The following is a 19,736-nucleotide window of genomic DNA, read 5'->3' as shown; positions in this document are numbered from 1 at the left end:
AAATGAAAATAAAATTAGTATCGTTTTTGCTAATCGTATCAAGTTTATTTTTGAACGCTCAGTCCACAAAATTCAACACGCCTATTGTTGATAATGAAGTTATATTTCAAGAAAATAACGGTATGGTTGCTGTTGAAGCTGAATACTTCAATAAACAGAGCAATTCAGAACTACGACAATGGTATATCACTTCAAAGAATGCTGTATCGAATTTAGGTAGTGATGAAGACGCTCCACATCACATCAATGCAAGTAATAATACTTACATTGAAATATTACCAGATACAAGAATAACACATTCCGATAAGCTAGTCCAAGGTGAAAACTTTTCCAATAAGGCAGGTGAAATGGGTATCTTGCATTATAAAGTTAGATTTAGTAATCCAGGACGTTATTACGTTTGGGTACGTGCATTTAGCATAGGAAGTGAAGATAATGGTTTACATGTTGGATTAAATGGAGAGTGGCCAGAGCACGGGCAGCGCATGCAGTGGTGCGAAGGAAAAAATAAATGGACTTGGGAAAGCAAGCAAAGAACAAAAGAAGTGCATTGCGGTTTGCCAAAAGAAATTTATTTAGATATAGATAAAGCTGGTACTTACGATATTCAATTTAGTATGCGTGAGGATGGTTTTGAGTTTGATAAATTCATTTTAACCAAAGACAGTACGTACACACCAAAAGGCGAAGGTTTAAAAGTAACCACACTTTGGCCTTTACAATCGTATTACAAACAAATAGCAGCTTCTAATATTGAAAATAAAACCCTACCTATTGATGATTTTCCAATTAAAGGCACAGGGTTTTATAAACACGCTGGAGGTAAATGGCTAGGTATTAATCCAAACAAGCAAAAAGAAGCGCAAACAACAACACCTTTCACGTTTAAAAATGGAAACTATGATTTGGTATTTGTTGCTGTAGGGGAAAATGATGGACAATCAGAATTTACTATAAAAATCAACGATAAAAAATTAGGAACGTTTAAACCGCCATTAACCAAAGACTTATTTGAAGAAGGAGAAAGTAACAACGCACTCTGGGAAAATATAAAGTTTAAAAAAGGTGATAAAATCACGGTCATTGCCAAAATTGGAAGTGCCGACGGAAAAGAATGGGCAAGAGCACGCTGGTCGGGTATTATTTTTGCCCCAGTTGGCAAAGGAAAAGATGTTATAAAAACACCTTATAATGGAGCATTAAAAGTGTTACCAAATACAAAGCCAGAGATAAACGCGCCCAAAGGTCGTATTGCTGTTGTGGCTGATGGTAACTCACCCGACCCTGACGATTTAGGTGGTACTGCCATTACCTTAGCCTTATTAAGAGCCACAGGTTTAGAAAATACATTGGTACACTATTCTCATAGTTGTGATATTGTTCGTGTCAACAGAATTTCTGAAAAAGCAGAAATGGAACGTCATGCCCTTATGCAAAGTGTTTGCGATGTTACAGCAAGACGATGGGGTGGTTTTGATGGGATTAAATTTTTAGATGCAAAATGGAATATAGATGAAACTATTAAAGATTTAGCTAAAGCCATTAACGCATCTACAGCTGAAGACCCACTTTGGATTATAGAAGCAGGCGAACCTGATATAATTGGTTTTGCACTTGATGCGAGTTCTAAAGACAAACATAAACATGTAAAAGTAATAACTCATCACCCTGCTAACGATGATGCGGGAGATTTTTACACATGGCAGCAAATTTTAGATTTTGGAGTTGAAGAAGTTAGGATTCCAGACCAGAATATAAAACTTAAAGTTAATATTGCAGAGTGGGATTGGGCTAGAGATCATAGTGATCCTAGATTACAACAAGTATGGTTATATGGTAAAATGGCTGAGGTTGATGATGTGGTTAAATTTCAAAAAGGGAAATGGGACTGCTCAGATGCTGGTATGATTCTGTATTGGATAACGGGAGCCAATACTAAAAATGGACTAAAACAGGGCACAGTAAAAGATGTAAAAGCGATATTATTGGATTACATAAGCGGTAATAATTAGAATTTTATTTTAAAGTGGAAAAAAGGATAAATGAGAGTAAGTGCCAGAAAAATAAAGACTTTATTGTTAGTTTTTTCTATAGTAATAGGCTGTAAATCTAACTACACAAAAGTAACAAAAACAGAACAGCAAGAAGTTTCAATTGAAAAAGTAAATAACAATCCTGTAATTCGTCATATTCGTACTGCAGATCCATCGGCACATATTTGGCAAGATGGTAAAGTGTGGATGTATACTTCTCGAGATGCAGAAGATGCAGTAAATTATAATTCAATGGATGGGTATCGCGCATTTTCATCAACAGATATGGTCAATTGGACAGATCATGGAGAAGTATTGCACTCTAAAGACATTCCATGGGGAGTTCCTGGTTGGATGTGGGCTCCAACTGCTATTTATAAAAATAACAAGTATTATTTATTGTATCCGCATTCTGTAAAAGGTTCTAAAGACGATATGAGATGTGGCGTTGCTGTTAGTGATGTGCCTGAAGGGCCATTTAAAGATATCGGTTGGATAGCAGGTGTTGAAGGACAATGGTTGGATCCTTGTGTTTTTACTGATGATGATGGAAAAACCTATTTGTATTGGGGCGTTAGAGAACCAAAAATGGCTTTATTAAAAGACAATCTTTTGGAATTGGCTGAAACTCCTAGAAGTATAGCGTATGGAGCTAAAAATTTCTTTGAAGCCAGTTATATGCATAAATACAACGGAAAGTATTACTATTCTTATAATGCAGGTTTAGGTGGTTTTTATGCTATGGGAGATAGTCCTTACGGACCATTTGAGTATAAAGGAGCCATCAATCCAAAGCAAAGACAAGATCATCATTCCATCATCAATTATAAAGGACAAGATTATTTCTTTTACCATTGGCAAGGTTGGAATGAAGGTTCAAAATTTAGAAGAAACACATGTATTGAATATCTATATTATAACGAAGACGGAACAATACAAGAAATTTACGCAACAAAAGAAGGAGTTCAAAAAATTAAATAAACCAACTAAACAATTTATCTGAAAAATGAAAATCAAATTATTTTCAATAACTCTATTATTAACAGTAGTTTCTTTATCAAGTTGTAAAAAAGAAACAAAATCTGAGTCAGTATCAGAAAATTCTAAAGAAGTATCTAAAAAGCCAAACATTGTATACATTTTAACCGATCAGTGGAGAGGATCTGCTTTAGGATATGCAGGAAACGTCGATGTAAAAACACCTAATTTAGATGCGTTTGCAAAAGAGTCAGTTAATTTTACAAATGCTGTATCTGTAACGCCCGTATGTACACCGCATAGAGCAGCTTTATTAACAGGTAAGTTTCCAACCACAACAGGTATGTTTGTTAATGACGTGTATCTGCCATCCGAAGAATTAACAATGGCAGAAATTTACAAGGCAGAAGGTTACAATACAGCCTATTGGGGTAAATGGCATTTAGATGGTCATGGACGGTTAAATTACACTCCAAAAGAAAGGCGACAAGGTTTTGACTATTGGAAGGCTTTAGAGTGCTCGCATAATTACACCAAAATGCCGTATTATGATAATGATAATCCTGAGATAAAATACTGGAATGAGTATTCGCCATTCGCAATTGTTAAAGATGCTAATAATTATATAGCTGAAAATGCCAAGGACGACAAACCGTTTTTAGCATTCATTTCAATTGCAACACCGCATTTTCCGCACCATAATGCGCCTAAGAAGTATAAGGATATGTACCCACCAGAATCTTTAACCTTAAACCCAAATGTTGCTGAGAAGTTTAAAGATAGAAGTCGTGAAGAATTACAAGGATATTATGCACATGCAACCGCAACCGATGAAGCCATTGGAACCGTTTTAGATAAATTGAAAGAGCTTGACTTATTAAATAATACTATCGTCGTGTTTTCAGCCGACCATGGCGAAATGATGGGGGCACATGATGTTAGACCGTTTCAGAAACAGCTGGCATGGGATGAATCTATTAGGGTCCCGTTTTTAATAAGTTACCCAGGAATAGATAAACAAAAAGGTACAGTTGTAAATGCGCCTATAAACACGCCTGATATTTTGCCTTCGTTATTAGGGTTGTCCAACATAAAAATCCCAGAAGATATAGAAGGAGAAAATTTAACAGCACTAATAAAGAATCCTGATTCTAATGCAGATAGAGCAGCATTAGTAATGAGTGTTGCGCCTTTTGCAGGAAATTATAATAATCCACCATATCGCGCCATAAGAACCAAACAATATACCTATGCAAGAACACCTGACGGCCCAAGTATGTTTTTTGATAATGTGGCAGATTCATATCAAATGAACAACTTACTAGGTAAACCTGAGTTCAAAACAATTCAAATAGAATTAGATAATAAATTGAATGAAAAATTAGCTCAGATAGGAGATGAGTTTAAATCAAGAGATTATTATCTCAAAAAATACAACTACACATTTGATAAGAAAAAGCCAGCTGTTCCCCATTGGGAATTTGAAAAAGGTCAAGGCATCGTACAATCACCAAAACCAGTTCAATAAATGATTCAAATGATAAAAAAATTATTAGTAATATTTCTAGCTTTAGCGATTACGTCTTGTAAAACTCAAAAAGCGACAGAAAGTAAAGATAGCTCGCAACCCAATGTGTTGGTTTTTTATGTGGATGATTTAAGGGCAGAATTAGGGTGTTACGGAAGCGAAACAGCTATAACGCCCAATATAGATAAACTAGCGAGTGATGGCGTAATGTTCAATAAAGCCTATACCCAACAAGCTATTTGTGCGCCTTCAAGAATGAGTACGTTAACTGGGTTACGTCCAGAAACGTTAGGTGTTTATAGCATTTTTACACCACTTCGAAAAGTGCATAAAGATGTAGTATCTATGCCACAATTATTTAATGAAAATGGTTACAAAACAGTAAGTATTGGTAAAGTATATCATCATAGTTCAGATGATAAAAAAGAGTGGTCTGTGTATTACGGGAAAGAAGCAAATACTTACAATGATCCAAAAAATATAGCAATAATAGAACAATTAAAAAAAGAAGGGAAAAACCCAAAAGGGCCTGCTTTTGATTCTGCAGATGTTAGCGATGAAGCCTATAAAGACGGACGAGCAGCTAAATATGCTATTGAAACTTTAGAAAAATTAAAAGACGATAAATTTTTAATGTTTGTTGGATTAAGTAAACCACATTTACCTTTTAATGCACCAAAAAAATATTGGGATTTGTATGATAAAAGTAAATTTAAAATTCCTTCTAGAAAAAAGCCTGAGGGCGTTTACAGATTATCATTAACCAAATGGGGAGAGTTAAAAGGGTATCATGGTATTCCAAAAGAAGGAGATTTAGATGATGATTTAACACGCGATTTAATTCACGGGTATCATGCTTCAGTTAGTTATATCGACGCACAAATTGGAAAGGTAATGCAAACACTTGAAGATTTGGATTTACGTAAAAACACGATGATTGTTTTTATGAGCGACCATGGGTATAAAATTGGAGAATACGGTGCATGGTGTAAACATTCTAATATGGAAATAGACACAAGAGTGCCATTAATTATTAGTAGAGAAACCAACTATAAAAAAAGAAAAGCAGGTAAAACATCAGATGCTTTGGTAGAAAATGTAGATATTTTTTCAACCTTAGTAGATGTATGTGATTTAAAGTTTGCACCTGTGTCAGATGGAAAAAGCTTGATTCCAGTTATTGATAATCCACAACAAAAATGGGATGAAGCAGCCTATAGTGTATATGCTAGAGGAAAAAAAATAATGGGTGTAACAACTACAGACGGTAATTGGAGGTATACAGAATGGAGAAATTCTAACACGCATGAAATTTTAGGAGCAGAATTATATGAGCATAAAAACAGTCTTTTATCTTATGAAAATGTATCAGGAAAAGGCAATTACAAATCAGTAGAGCAAAGAATGAAAAAGCTTCTTGAGATTAAATTTCCAAGTAATGGAGAGCCGTTTTTACAAAACGATAAATAGAAGATAATTTTTCTTGAAAAAGCTACTTAATATAAAATAAATAATGATAAACATACATCTAATTAAGTTTAAAACCACGCTTTATTTAGCAATTTTAACAGGTTTAATTTTAACATCTTGCGTAAACAGTAACCAAGAAGACCAAGCCATTACAGAAAGTAATAGAACCAAATACAATTTTAATATAGATTGGAAATTTATTCAAGAAAATCCAAATAACGCTCAAGAATTGGGGTTTAATGATGCTTCCTGGAAAACGATTAGTTGCCCACATACCTTTAATGATGTAGATACTTTTGATGATTTAAGTCACGGACATCATGATGGAGAAGATAATCAATGGAGAGGTACAGTTTGGTATCGTAAACACTTTAAACTCCCAGATTCAGATTCTGATAAAAAAGTATTTATCGAGTTCGAATCCGTGCGCCAAATAGCAGATATTTATGTTAACGGTATTCATTTAGGGCAAAATCAAACAGGGTTTATTCCGTTTGGTTACGATTTAACACCACACCTTAAATTTGGTAATGAAGACAATGTTATAGCCGTAAAAGTCAATAATGACCGGGGAGACCATTTTAGAGATAATTTTCCTCTAGTTTGGAATCACGAACATTGGCATCCTACTCACGGTGGTATTTATAGAAATGTTTTTCTTCATACTATGGATTCAGTGCATATTACATTACCGCTTTATGATAATTTAGAAACTGTGGGGACTTATGTTTATGCTGAAAATATAAGTAAAGAAAAAGCAGATGTTACTGTTACGGCTGAAGTTCAAAATGAATATAAGGCTGCTAAAAACATTACATTTATATCTCAAATAGTAGATAATGATGGTAAAGTTGTAGAAACAGCAACAACTGAAAAAAGTATACCAGCCGGAGAAAAGTTTACTTTTTCAACAACTTCAAGTATTAAAAATCCTAATTTATGGTACACGCGCCATCCTTATATGTATAAAGTTATAACTGCTTTAAAAGAAGGAGACGTTATTTTAGACAGCTATGAAACACCATTAGGGATTAGAAGTTTCGATTTCAATAAAGACACAGGGTTTCATAATAATGGAGAATACGCAAAACTTCATGGTTGGGGGCAAAAGCCAACAAACTCATGGGCAGGATTAGGTGCTGCATTACCAGATTGGTTACGCGACCATACGTATCGATTGATGGATGAAGCAGGAGGGAATTTTATAAGATGGGGACATTGTGCAGGATCGCCAGCAGAAATTGCAATGGGTGATAAATATGGTTTTGTAACATTAATGCCAGGTGTGAGTGGTGAATCTGAAGATGAAGGTGAAACCTGGGATATTCGTATAAAAGCGTTTAAAGATATGATTGTGTATTACCGTAATCACCCATCTATATTTATTTGGGAAGGCGGTAATTGGGCAGAAACTGAAGCACATTATAAAGAAATTCTTGAGGTTATTAAAACGTGTGATCCTAACGGAAAACGTTTAATGGGGAATAGAAGGGCTGATGTTAAAAATGATTCTGAAGGCTATGTTTCTATTGAGATAGGAACCGAAGGTTGGGAGCGCGAATATGCAGATTTACCATTAATTGAGAGTGAGTATAACCGTGAGGAAGCACCCCGTCGTATTTGGGACAAACAGTCTCCAGACGATAATTTTTACAGCCATCCAAATATTGATAGAAATACGTATAAGTTAAATTCTGAAGAATTTGCAGTAAAACAAGCCTACCATTGGTGGGATAAAATGGGTAGAAAAGCCTATCATGTTGGTGGTGCAAACTGGGTGTTTACAGACGGTCCGCATGGAGGGCGTTGTCCTACCGAAGTAACCAGAGCTAGTGGAGAAGTAGATGGAGTACGCCTTCCAAAAGAAGCTTTTTATGCTTTAAAAGCCATGTGGAGACCAGAGCCTCAAGTCCATATCGTAGGGCATTGGAATTATGAGGCAGGCACTAAAAAAGACATTTTTGTGATTTCAAATACTGCTGCTGTAAAATTATACGTAAACGGAAAACTTTTAGGCGAAAATAAAACCCCTAAAAATGGTTATGTATATCAGTTTAAAAATGTGACTTATGAAGCAGGAGATATAAAGGCAGAAGGCATAATTGAAGATGAAGTTCGCATAACACAAACTAAAATTACCACAGGGAAACCAGTAGCATTAAAATTAACACCAATTAAGGGACCAAAAGGTTGGCAAGCTGATGGGTCTGATGTGGTATTAATAGATGTTGAGGTTGTTGATGCTGAAGGTAGAAGATGTCCGTTAGCAAAAGGACGTGTAGATTTTACAATGTCTGGCAAGGGAATTTGGCGTGGTGGCTATAATAGCGGAAAAGCAAATAGTACAAACAATTTGTATTTAGATATTGAAGCTGGTATAAACCGTGTTGCTGTTCGGTCGCTTTTAGCTGCAGGAACTGTGAAAATTACTGCAATTCAAGAGGGATTAGAAGCTGCTAGTATTGAACTAAAATCCTTGCCTGTGAAAATAGAAAATGGCTTAACAACTGAAATGCCACAATTTTATGAAGATGTATTAACAGAAGAACCAATGCCTGTATATACACCAGAAATACCAGAATATGTTCCTGGTGTTACTAATAAGAGTAAATTGTTTAAAAAATTCAGTTATACAGGTGATGCTAGAGCCATGTTAAGAACAAACATGCATTGGGGTAAAAAAGCGTATACAGATTTAGAATATAACTATACCGTACTTCCTAGATATTTGAATGAGTCAGAATATGTAAGAACCCCTAATTCAGATAATAGGTATTGGGCAAGAGATCAATTACAATTTATAGCAGGTGTAAAGATGCATATTTATGTTTTACATGATGATACCGTGCCACGACCTGAGTTTTTACTGAAAGATTATAAAGATAACGGGGATAATGTAAAAGTAGGTGATGTGGTTATGTCTGTTTTTCATAGAGTAGCAGAAGAAGGAGAAAGTATTATCATGGCTGGAAATAGTGATGGTGATGCTCCAAAAAATTGTAGAATGTATACGGTAATTGCTAAGAAATATTAAATAAAAATCAATTTTAAATTAAGCCTTTGTGCTGTATTTATACTGTTGTGTATTAATAATGTTATAGCCCAACGTACCGAAAAAAAAACTTAATAATAATTGGAACTTTGTTTTAGAAGATAATGCTACTTTTTCTAAAGAAAATATAGATACTTCTTCATGAAAAACCTTTGTTTAGAAATGATTTGCCCAAAATTAATTAGAGTTTTTTTTGAAAGAAAAACTTATAAAACTAATAAAACCCCATTTTACAATTTGTAAATGGGGTTTTAAAATTTAAACTATCAGCTAATTATTCCGGTATTAACTCAATGAGTTTAACACTATGTGGTTCTAGATTAACTTCTAAAGTAAGTTTGTTATCTATCTTTTTAACAATCTTGTCTTCAATAGTTTTAGGTAATTTAGATATGTTTTCATATTTGGCTAAATTAGAATTTAGTACATCTCTCCAACCATCTTCAAAACGATCTGATGGTCTATTTCCATAAATACGCCCATTAGTTTTTTCTCCCACACCAGCAGCTCTTATATCTTTATAAAGCTCATGCATCATAATACCATGATCTTTATCTACAGTCCATTCATTCATTTTCCACTCTGTATTCCCAGTTATTTCTCCTCCTTCTAATATAGGGAAAAAGGTTCGTGTAGCGGTACTGTTTCTTGAGGTGTTGTGGTTATAAACTAGCATATAAATATTTCCATTTTTAGTTACAGGAATAATTCCAGCGTTTACATTAGAGTTGAGGTTGTCTTCGGCTTGCAATCTATTACCACCTTCCATCATTTGAAACATTTCAGTTACATTTCTTCTACCTTGCGGTAGATTACTAGACTCGATTTCTTGACCCCAATCATATATTTCAGTTATTCTATATTCGAAAGCCAAGTCAGCTACTCTAGCATACCAACTAGCACCTAATTCTGTAGCGTCAGTTAAACTAACACCTCTAACCGCATTTTCATCGCGCAGCATTCCAAATTCTTGTATATCAAGAGGTATGTTGCTAAACTGAGAATAACTGTTCAACTTATTTCTGTAAGGTTCAATTTTTTCGGGTAGTGAAACCGTATTTTGGTCTATTTTCTCGTAATACGAAATACTGAAAAAATCCATTTTAGTACCAATAGCACCAGTGGCATAATTAGTTCCTGTTGCACAATGATCTATGAGTTGCGTTGTATAAGTAGCTGCACCTTCAGTAAGCATATTTCCAGGGCCAATAATGGCATCAGGTATTACCTTTAAAACTTCATCAACAGTAATATCATAATGCCTAAAATAATCCTGCATAGTACCATTCCAGTGGCTTGGTGTAAAATTAGGTTCCGTACTCACTCTAAAACGCCAAGTTTTCACCTCGTTCATCCCAAACTCGTTAACCAGTGTGGTTAAAAAAGCATTCACATATTGCCTCCAATGGTCGTAATTGTCTGGTGGACTTGTGTTTCCATAAGTGTTAACCACTTTGTTAGCTACCATTTCCCAAGGTACTTTACTTAGTACAATTCTAGGTTTAAACCCCGTACTTCTAAAGTTTCTCATAGTAGATATGAGTTCGCTAAAATCTGTAATAATATTACCAGAGGCATCTACACCTTTATAAAAGTCATTTAAATTATCGGTTCTCCCACCCATGGTTCTCACCAAATTGTAACTTTTCACATAATCTTTAATGGGGTTTAAAGACGTTCTAAAACCAGCAGCATTAAACCGCGATTGATTTATCATAGGTCGTGTAGACCAAAAATTGTAAAACTCTCCAACAACACTTCCAGTATTTATGGATACAACTTTATCAGGGTCAACATTAATAACTTCGGGTGTTTGTGGATCTGGATTTGGTTCTTCAATAATCTCTTCTTCTAGTTCTTTTTCAATCCCATCTTCTTTTGAGCAGGTATATAAAATTGTACTGATAGACATCAGTAAAACAAAGAAAAATAGTGTGTTCTTTTTTAAGTAATTCATAACATTGTTTGTTTTGTAACAAATTTAAAGGTTAAATCTAAATAAACTTTCCTGTACTATCTTGTTACATATATGACGTAATAAATAACAAAACATGACACTACAGGATTATAAATAAATTTTAAAAAATTAAATTTGTTTAATGATGACAAACCAATTTAGACTAATGAAAAATACTTTTTTCACTTTATTTTTAATCTTCTGTATACAGGTGTCTAGTGCACAAAGAATTGAAACCAACTTTAATAACAACTGGAACTTTATTTTAGAAGACAATCCATCGTTTTCAAAAGAAAATGTAGATGATACCAATTGGAAAAACCTAAACGTTCCACATGATTGGTCGTTTGAAAAAGGGGTAAGAAAAGGAGGAGACCAAGGTCAAGGTGGTGGTTATCATGACGGTGGTATTGGTTGGTACAGAAAATACTTCAACATTAAAAAAGAAAGCCTATCAAAAATTACTTACATCAATTTTGATGGCGTGTACATGAATAGTGAAGTTTGGATAAACGGGAATTATATTGCAAAAAGACCTTACGGATATATTAGTTTTAGATACGATATTTCAAAATACTTAAAAGAAGGAAAAAACACGATTGCAGTAAGAGTAGATAATGCTTTAGAACCTTCTGCAAGATGGTATCACCCTTGTGGAATATACGCACCTGTAAAATTGATTGAGGTAAACAAAACCCATATTCAACCCAACAGCATTTTTATAAAAACACCTTCCATCAATAAAAATAAAGCACAAGTTGTGGTAGATGCTGCAATTAATGGAGAAATTAGAAAGTTGAAATATGAAGTGAAACTATTCTCTCCAGAAGGAAAAGAGTTGACCAATAATTGTGAAAAACTAGAAAATACAAATCCATCATATCAGTTTGAAATAGAGAATCCACAATTATGGAGTCCAGAAAGTCCAACGCTATACAAAGCAGTAACTCAAATTTTAGACGGTAAAAAAGTAATTGACGAGATTGAAACCACTTTTGGTTTTAAAACTGTAAAATGGGAAACCAAAACAGGTTTCTGGCTAAATGGTGAAAACGTAAAATTAAAGGGAGTTTGCGAACATTGGGAAGGAGGACCAGTTGGAGGAGCTTGGACAAAACCTTTATTGCGCTGGAAATTACAGAGTTTAAAAGATATGGGTATCAATGTCATCCGTCCTTCGCATAACCCAACACCTCCCATGTTTTACGATATCTGTGATGAGATTGGGTTGTTGGTTATGGATGAAATTTTTGATGGCTGGCATAAAAAAGCTCCACAAGATTATGGAAAACAAGCCTTTGATGAATGGTGGCAACGTGATGTAACCGAATGGATTACAAGAGACCGTAACCACCCAAGTATTTTCGTTTGGAGTTTAGGAAATGAAACGCACAGCCCTATTGGTCCTGAGTTGGTTGAATTTGGTAAAAAATTAGATCCAACACGCTTATTTACCTCTGGAGCAGGAAACCCAGAAGATATGGATATTACAGGTGTAAATGGTGGTTCTGAAACCAAATCATTTATAGAAAGTAAAACATTTGATAAACCGTTTATTTCTACAGAAGCACCACATACATGGCAAACACGAGGGTATTACCGAACACAAACCTGGTGGCGCGATAATGAATTACCTGGGACTTATGAGTTACCAAATCTAACAGAAAAAGAAATCTTTTTCTATGAAGGCATAAATCCAAAAAATTGGAGAAACAGAAAACAAAGTTTCAATTCGTCTTATGATAATGCCACCGTAAGAGTATCAGCTAGAAAATATTGGGAAGTTATGCGCGATAATCCATGGCATAGTGGTCATTTCCGTTGGACAGGTTTTGATTATTACGGTGAAGCAGGTTTAGTACACGGTGGTTTACCTTTTAATTTGTTTATGGGAGGCGCTTTGGATGTAGCAGGATTTAAAAAAGATTTGTTTTATTTCTATCAGAGTCAATGGACTAAAGAACCAATGATACATATGTTGCCAAGTTGGACACATCCAAGAATGAAAAAAGGAACGGTTATTCCGGTTTGGGTATATTCTAATGCCGATGAGGTGGAATTATTCTTAAATGGAAAATCTCTAGGAAAAGATAAACCAGGAACGGTTTGGAACGAGATGCAGTGCGAATGGCTAGTGCCTTATGCGGAAGGGAAATTAGAAGCTGTTGCATATATAAATGGAAAAGAAGTGAAAAGAACATCTTTTTCGACCAGCAAACAAGCTTCAAAATTAAAAACAAGCATAGAAAAATTAAATACTGAAGACAGTTTTACCACAAGTTACATTATCACATCAGAAAGTTTAGATGAAAATGACAATTTGTACCCTTACGGAGAAAATAAAGTCTATTATAATATTCAAGGCGATGTAAAAAAGATTTCTATGGAAAACGGAAACCCAATAGACCCAACAAGCAGAACCAAATCAGACTTTAGAGCTTTGTTTTTCGGAAAAACAAGATTGTTTTTAAGAGAACAGCCTAATGCAAAAACGGCATCCATTATTACAGGATCTATTTTAGGTGATAAAGCACTATATACTTCAAATAAAATAACCATTGAAGCCAAACAGTTTGCTGTTTTAGGAAAATTAAAAACATCTGATTTAGAAATTTTATATACCATAAATGGAGAAAATCCAGAAACTAACGGAAAAGTATACAAAGATGCTTTCGAAATTCAAGATAAAACAACTGTAAAATCCATTGTAAAACAAGATGGAAAAATTGTATTAAAAATGGAAGAAACTTTTGGTAAAAACCAAGGTTTATTTTGGGGAGATGAACATTCTAAAGACATGTGGATTGGTAGAGGTGTAAATATTTCTGCTGAAGAAGGTATTTTAAAAGGAAGTGCTGTAGCAAGTAGAGAAGCCAGACGATTTAAAGGTTCTGGATTTGTAGATTTTAAAGGTAAAGAAGGATCCGTGGAATTTTATCAAGAAAATGACGGAGAAGAAGGCGATTACAGTATGCGTTTTAGGTATATGCATAATAATGAGGGAGCATTACATCCTATGAAATTATATTTAAATGATGAATATGTAAGAACTTTAGAATTTAAACCAACAGGGGGATGGGAAAAGGAATGGAAGTTTGTTCCGGCAATTTTAAGACTTAAAGCAGGTGCAAATAGTATCCGACTAGAAACATCTGGAGAAAGTGGCCCTTATATTGATGAGCTGTTTATTGACTAAGGGAAATGATGACATGTTTTAGAAGGCTTTTTTTTTTAATTTTAACTCTAATAATTAGTAGTAGTTGTAGCGATACAAGCACCAATAATAGTGCTAAAGGCTCCTATCCAGAGAGTCTTGTGCAACTTCAAGAAAATGTTTTAAAGTATTATGTCAATCTTAAAGCAGCTGATAGAGTAATAGAAGATTTATTGCCAAATTTAGAAGAAGATGGTTCTTGGTCAAACATAGATTACACCAATAAAATAAGAGGTGGTTGGCCTGTAAAAAACCATTTAAAGTATGTGCAAACTTTAGCAATCAATTATAAAAACGAGACTTCTAAATATTATTTGGATAAGAATCTTTCAAAAAAAATTCATAAAAGTTTAAATTTTTGGTTAGATAACGATTTTCTAAGCACAAATTGGCACGACCAACATATTGGCGTTCCAGAGTTGCTGTTGCCAATACTTTTTTTAATGGAAGAAGAACTAAGTCAACAGCAGTTAGACAAGTCTTCGATTCTACTTCATAGGGCTAAAATAAAAATGTCTGGTCAGAATAAAGTTTGGTTATCTACCAACGTCATGTTACGCTCATTGTTATTACGAAAACCAGATTCGGTTGCTATAGCCAGTAAAGCCATTCAAAATGAATTACAAATAGCCAAAGGTGTTGGTGTTAAATTAGATTGGTCGTATCATGAGCATGGTGCGCAAATGCAATTTGGTAATTACGGTTTGTCTTATCTAGAGGATATGATAAAATGCTATACGTTTGTGAGCAATACACCATTTAAATTTGAAGCCAACAAAATTGAATTTTTAAGAAACATTATTCTTAAAGGACAGCAATGGGTCATTTGGAATGATACTTACGATGTTAGCGCTTCTGGAAGACAGCTTTTTGAGAATGAACAAACAAAAAAAGCAAACCGTCTTAAAGCATGTATTCAAAGTATGAAGATGCTAGACAAGGACAATGCGAAAGTTTATAATGAGGCTCTTGATGCTAAAACCCTCGCAGGAAATAAACATTTTTGGAAATCCGATTTTCAAGTGCACCGCAGAAAAAACTTCTACTTTTCTGTTAAAATGAGTTCGGAGCGCGTTGTAGGTACAGAGTCCGTTAATAAAGAAAACGTTCAAGGCTATTATTTGGGAGATGGAGTCTCATTATTATCAACAACAGGAAAAGAATACGAAAATATCTTTCCATTTTGGGATTGGAAAAAATTACCAGGAACCACTATAATTCAGGATAAAGACCCATTGCCAATTATTAAGTTTAGTGGTTTTAAAACCAATAGTGTTTTTGTTGGAGGCGTTAGTAATGGTGAAAATGGTATTGCTGTAATGGATTATAATCGGGATGGTTTAAAGGCTAAAAAATCATGGTTTATGTTTGATGATAAAATTATTTGTTTAGGAAGTAGAATTTCTACAAATGCAAACCATCAAGTTGTAACATCAATAAATCAATCTTTCTTAAAAGGTAGCGTTGTAATCGGAAAAGATGGTGTTTTAGAAACTAGCGTCAGAAGAAAAAGAGGATTTACACCAGATTGGGTTTTGCACAATAATATTGGGTATTTATTTCCTAAAGGTGGTAACGCAAACCTATCTACCCAAATATTAGAAGGTAGTTGGAACAAAGTTGCAAAACGTTACAGACCAGTTATTCTCACAGAGCATATTTTTAAATTGTGGTTATCTCATGACGCACAACCTAAAAATGAATCTTATAGTTACATTTTAGTGCCAAATGCATCAGAAGAAAAAATGAAGAGCTTGCACAAAAGCAATCCTTTTAAAATTGTGAATACCAAAGTGCAACAGTCTGTTGTTTCGTCTGATGAAAAAAAGGCAGGTATTGTATTTTATAAAAAGGGAACAACTACAATTAAAGGAGGAATTTCTGTAGATGCACCTTGTGTGATACTATTAGAAGAAAAATCAGGTTATTTGGATTTTGCAATTAGCGATCCTTCTCAAAAGCTCACTAAAATTGGCGTATCTATTAAAGGAAACTATAGTATTGAAAATAGTAATTACAAGAATGGTAAAACTCATTTTGTAATTCATTTGCCTCAAGGAGAACAAGCAGGAAAAACAGTTCAATTGCAATTTAAAAGGAATTAAAAAAGTATGAAAAAGACAGTTGTATTTTATGTGCTAATGTTGTTCCTATTTGTTTTTACAGTAAGATGTCAAAACATTAAAAAGGAAGTAAAAACAACAAAAGAATTAGCAAAAGGATTTCAAAATCCGCCTGACGAATCAAAACCAAGAACTTGGTATCATGTAAATAGTGATAACATGTCTAAAGAAGGGTTTACTAAAGATTTAAAAGCCATAAAAGAAGTTGGTATTGGAGGTGTTTTGGTGTTTAATGTTTCTATGGGTTTGCCAGAAGGTGATGTGAAATACAATTCGCAAGAACATAGAGATATTTTAACGCACGCAGCCAAAGAATGTGAGAAATTAGGATTGAGTTTTGGAGTACATAACTGCGATGGATGGACGTCTAGTGGTGGCCCTTGGGTTACTCCAGAAAACGCCATGAAAGTTGTGGTACATAGTGAGCAGATTGTAAAGGGAGGTCAAATAAATACCAAACTTGTACAACCACCTTCAAGACACAATTTCTATAAAGATATTGCTGTGGTTGCTTATCCTTCATTAAAAACAGAATTAATAGATGCAGAAGTGCAGCCTATAATTACTTCTTCAGATAAGGCGTTTAATGCAAAATTGGCTACTGATAAACAAACCAATACGCACGCAGATTTAAAGCAAAAAGAATGGATTCAGTTCGATTATGGTAAACCACATACCATACGTTCGTTGTCTATTTTTATCAATAAAAGAAAAGGAAGATTTAGTTTGTTAAAATCAGACGATGGTATACATTTCAGTTTAGTTCGTAAACCCAATGAAGAACGTATTGGAAAAGACGAATGTTATTTTAAAGAACAGTTTAAACCTGTTACTGCACGCTATTTTAGATTGGTTACAGACTTAGATACTGGCATTTATGAAATGAAACTTTCAGCGAATTATAGCTTAGGAAACGAACTAGAATTTACTTCCTACAGAAGACGCAAACGTCCTACTGGAAATCCTGATAAGGAAACGTTTATTCATAAAAAAGACATTATCGTACTAACTGATAAAATGGACGATAATGGTGTTTTAAAAACGAGTTTACCCGAAGGAAACTGGACCATTATGCGATTTGGTTTTACAGCTTCTGGAGCAACAAACGAGCCTGCATCTGATGCAGGAACAGGATTAGAGATTGATAAATTCAGTAAAAAAGCCTTAAAGATTCACTATGATGCATTTGTAGGTAAATTGGTAAAACAAGCCAAAATTGATGCTCCAAATGCTTTGCAGTATGTAGAAATTGATAGTTATGAAGTAGGGCCACAAAATTGGACAGACGACATGGAAATCATATTTAAAGAGAAATACAACTATGATTTTGTGCCCTTTTTGCCATTATTTGCAGGTAAATATGTAGAAGATGTAGCAACAGTAGAAGATGTGTTTTGGGATATGAAACGTTTGGTTAGCGATTTAATGGTAACCAATTATTTCGATTACTTCACAGAATTATGTCACGAAGATGGATTGTTGTCTTATATAGAACCTTACGGTTTTGTAGGGCCTTTTAATAGTTTAGATGCAGGTAGAAGTGCAGATATTCCTATGGGAGAATTTTGGTTGGGGAAACCAAACAATCATAAAAGAGCAGCCGTATCATCAGGACATATTTATGGGAAAAATGTCATTTCTGCGGAAGCTTTTACAAGTACAAAATTAAACTGGAGTTTTCATCCAGCGTTAGCTAAACAAAAAGGCGATTACGAGTGGACAAACGGTATTAACGAATACATGTTTCATCGTTTTGCACACCAATCCAATACCCATGTAGAACCAGGCATGTCTATGAGTTTTGTAGGTTCGCATATAGATAGAACGCAAACGTGGTGGGAAAATGCAGGGCCAGAGTGGTTCAATTATTTGGCAAGAGGTTCGTACATGTTACGTCAAGGAAATCCAGTGGTAGATTTGTTATTTTTTGTAGGAGATAGAGCTCCAAATCATGTAATACATCGCAAACAAATTAAGCCACAATTGCCTAAAGCTTATAAATACGATTGTGTAAATGCTGAAGTTATTGTAAACCGATTAACGGTAGAAAACGGCAAGTTGAAATTACCTAATGGGATTACGTACAATGCTTTGGTTTTGCCTAATACCGATGTAATGACTTTAGCAACTGTAAAGGGTATTTGGGAATTAAGTAAAAAAGGCGCAATTATTATCGGGAAAAAACCGAAACGTTTAGGAGGTTATCAAAAATCACAGGAAAATCAAGAAACGTTTAACGAATTAATCGAAGCGATTTGGTCTAGCAAAAAAACATATACTGCTTTTGAATGGGAAAACATTTTCAAAACAAATAACATCCAAAAAGACCTTATTGTTAAAGGTCAACCCGATTTTAACTATTACCATAGAAGAACCGAAAACGAAGATATTTATTTTATCTACAATCATAATTTAACGGAATCTGAAACTTTAGAGTGTAGTTTTTTAATTGATGGAAAAGTGCCAGAATTATGGAAAAGTACTAGAGGCGAAATTGTTGAATTGGCAGCTTATTCTCATAAAAATGGAAGAACAGATGTGTCCATTGATTTAAAACCACAAGAATCGGTGTTTGTCGTGTTTCAAAAGTCTTCAAAAAAAGCGACTAAAATTACTGCTATTGAAACAAATGCTTCAAAAAAACCTTTGTTTTCAGTAAATCAAAAAGGCCAAAAATTGAAAATGGAAGTTTTCGAAAACGGAAACTATTCAAGCTTAATTAACAATACTGAAAAATGGAATATAAACGTTACCGATATTCCTAATCCTGTTGCAATTGCTAACGCATGGACTATCGATTTTCGTGAACAAGATCATCACAAAGCACAAATAAAAACCAATACGTTATTTGATTGGACAACCCATAAAGACGAAGGTATTAAGCATTATTCAGGTACAGCTATTTATCAAACAACGTTCAATATTCAAAAAGGATTTTTACAAGAAGATAAGGTGTTTATGTTAAACCTTGGAGACGTTCATGTTATTGCAAAAGTAATGCTTAACGGAAAAGAGATTGGTGTAAGTTGGTTAGCACCTTACAGTCTCGACGTAACTTCAGCTTTAAAAGAAGGTGAAAATGAGTTGGTTGTTGAAGTAACCAACCAATGGACAAACCGTTTAATTGGTGATGAAAAATTACCCAACCAAGCAGGGTATGATATAAGACGAGGTAGTCCAGGTTTTGGGCCTTCAGATTTTAGAGGCGATATGATAAAAATGCCAGAGTGGTTTAGAAATAATGAGCCACTTCCAGAAGGGCCGAGAAAAACGTTTAGTGCGTATTCGTTTCAAAAAGCAACAGATAAATTATTGCCATCAGGATTGTTAGGGCCTGTAAGCATTACAACATCAAAATTAATTACAAAAAAATAAAACTTT

Annotated in this window: 9 protein-coding genes; 8 read left to right on the top strand and 1 reads right to left on the bottom strand. The window is 34.4% G+C overall.

The window, feature by feature from the left end:
• Positions 1–2 precede the first annotated feature (2 nt).
• From ABD939_RS00885 to ABD939_RS00865, 5 genes are read left to right on the top strand one after another with little or no spacing between them, the layout of a single operon-like run.
• Positions 3–2,012 (top strand): hypothetical protein, encoded by a 2,010-nt coding sequence (locus ABD939_RS00885; RefSeq protein WP_345163339.1) that lies wholly within the window; start codon positions 3–5, stop codon positions 2,010–2,012.
• 30 nt (positions 2,013–2,042) lie between these two features.
• Positions 2,043–3,014, top strand: coding sequence for a family 43 glycosylhydrolase (locus tag ABD939_RS00880; RefSeq protein WP_345163335.1), 972 nt, complete (start codon positions 2,043–2,045; stop codon positions 3,012–3,014).
• 25 nt (positions 3,015–3,039) lie between these two features.
• Positions 3,040–4,539 (top strand): sulfatase family protein, encoded by a 1,500-nt coding sequence (locus ABD939_RS00875; RefSeq protein WP_345163332.1) that lies wholly within the window; start codon positions 3,040–3,042, stop codon positions 4,537–4,539.
• 9 nt (positions 4,540–4,548) lie between these two features.
• Positions 4,549–6,009, top strand: coding sequence for a sulfatase (locus ABD939_RS00870; protein WP_345163328.1), 1,461 nt, complete (start codon positions 4,549–4,551; stop codon positions 6,007–6,009).
• A 43-nt stretch (positions 6,010–6,052) separates the two neighbouring features.
• A complete protein-coding gene (locus ABD939_RS00865; protein WP_345163326.1) occupies positions 6,053–9,043 on the top strand; it encodes a glycoside hydrolase family 2 protein in 2,991 nt (996 codons plus the stop codon).
• A gap of 292 nt (positions 9,044–9,335) precedes the next feature.
• Here the strand turns inward: ABD939_RS00865 and ABD939_RS00860 are convergent, their stop codons facing one another.
• Positions 9,336–11,018, bottom strand: coding sequence for a GH39 family glycosyl hydrolase (locus ABD939_RS00860; protein WP_345163324.1), 1,683 nt, complete (start codon positions 11,016–11,018; stop codon positions 9,336–9,338).
• Between the two features lie 166 nt (positions 11,019–11,184).
• Between ABD939_RS00860 and ABD939_RS00855 the strand changes: the two genes are divergently transcribed.
• From ABD939_RS00855 to ABD939_RS00845, 3 genes are read left to right on the top strand one after another with little or no spacing between them, the layout of a single operon-like run.
• Positions 11,185–14,214, top strand: coding sequence for a glycoside hydrolase family 2 TIM barrel-domain containing protein (locus tag ABD939_RS00855; RefSeq protein WP_345163321.1), 3,030 nt, complete (start codon positions 11,185–11,187; stop codon positions 14,212–14,214).
• A gap of 5 nt (positions 14,215–14,219) precedes the next feature.
• Positions 14,220–16,337: a polysaccharide lyase family 8 super-sandwich domain-containing protein gene (locus ABD939_RS00850; RefSeq protein WP_345163318.1), complete on the top strand. Its 2,118-nt coding sequence runs from the start codon at positions 14,220–14,222 to the stop codon at positions 16,335–16,337.
• A 6-nt stretch (positions 16,338–16,343) separates the two neighbouring features.
• Positions 16,344–19,730: a glycosyl hydrolase gene (locus ABD939_RS00845; protein WP_345163315.1), complete on the top strand. Its 3,387-nt coding sequence runs from the start codon at positions 16,344–16,346 to the stop codon at positions 19,728–19,730.
• Positions 19,731–19,736: the final 6 nt, after the last annotated feature.

Origin of the sequence: Algibacter aquimarinus, assembly GCF_039543265.1 — a bacterium.
In the GTDB taxonomy this organism is placed as follows: Bacteria; Bacteroidota; Bacteroidia; order Flavobacteriales; family Flavobacteriaceae; genus Algibacter_B; species Algibacter_B aquimarinus.
Note: the sequence above shows the minus strand (reverse complement) of the source record. Positions and strands in the feature narration are given on the sequence as shown.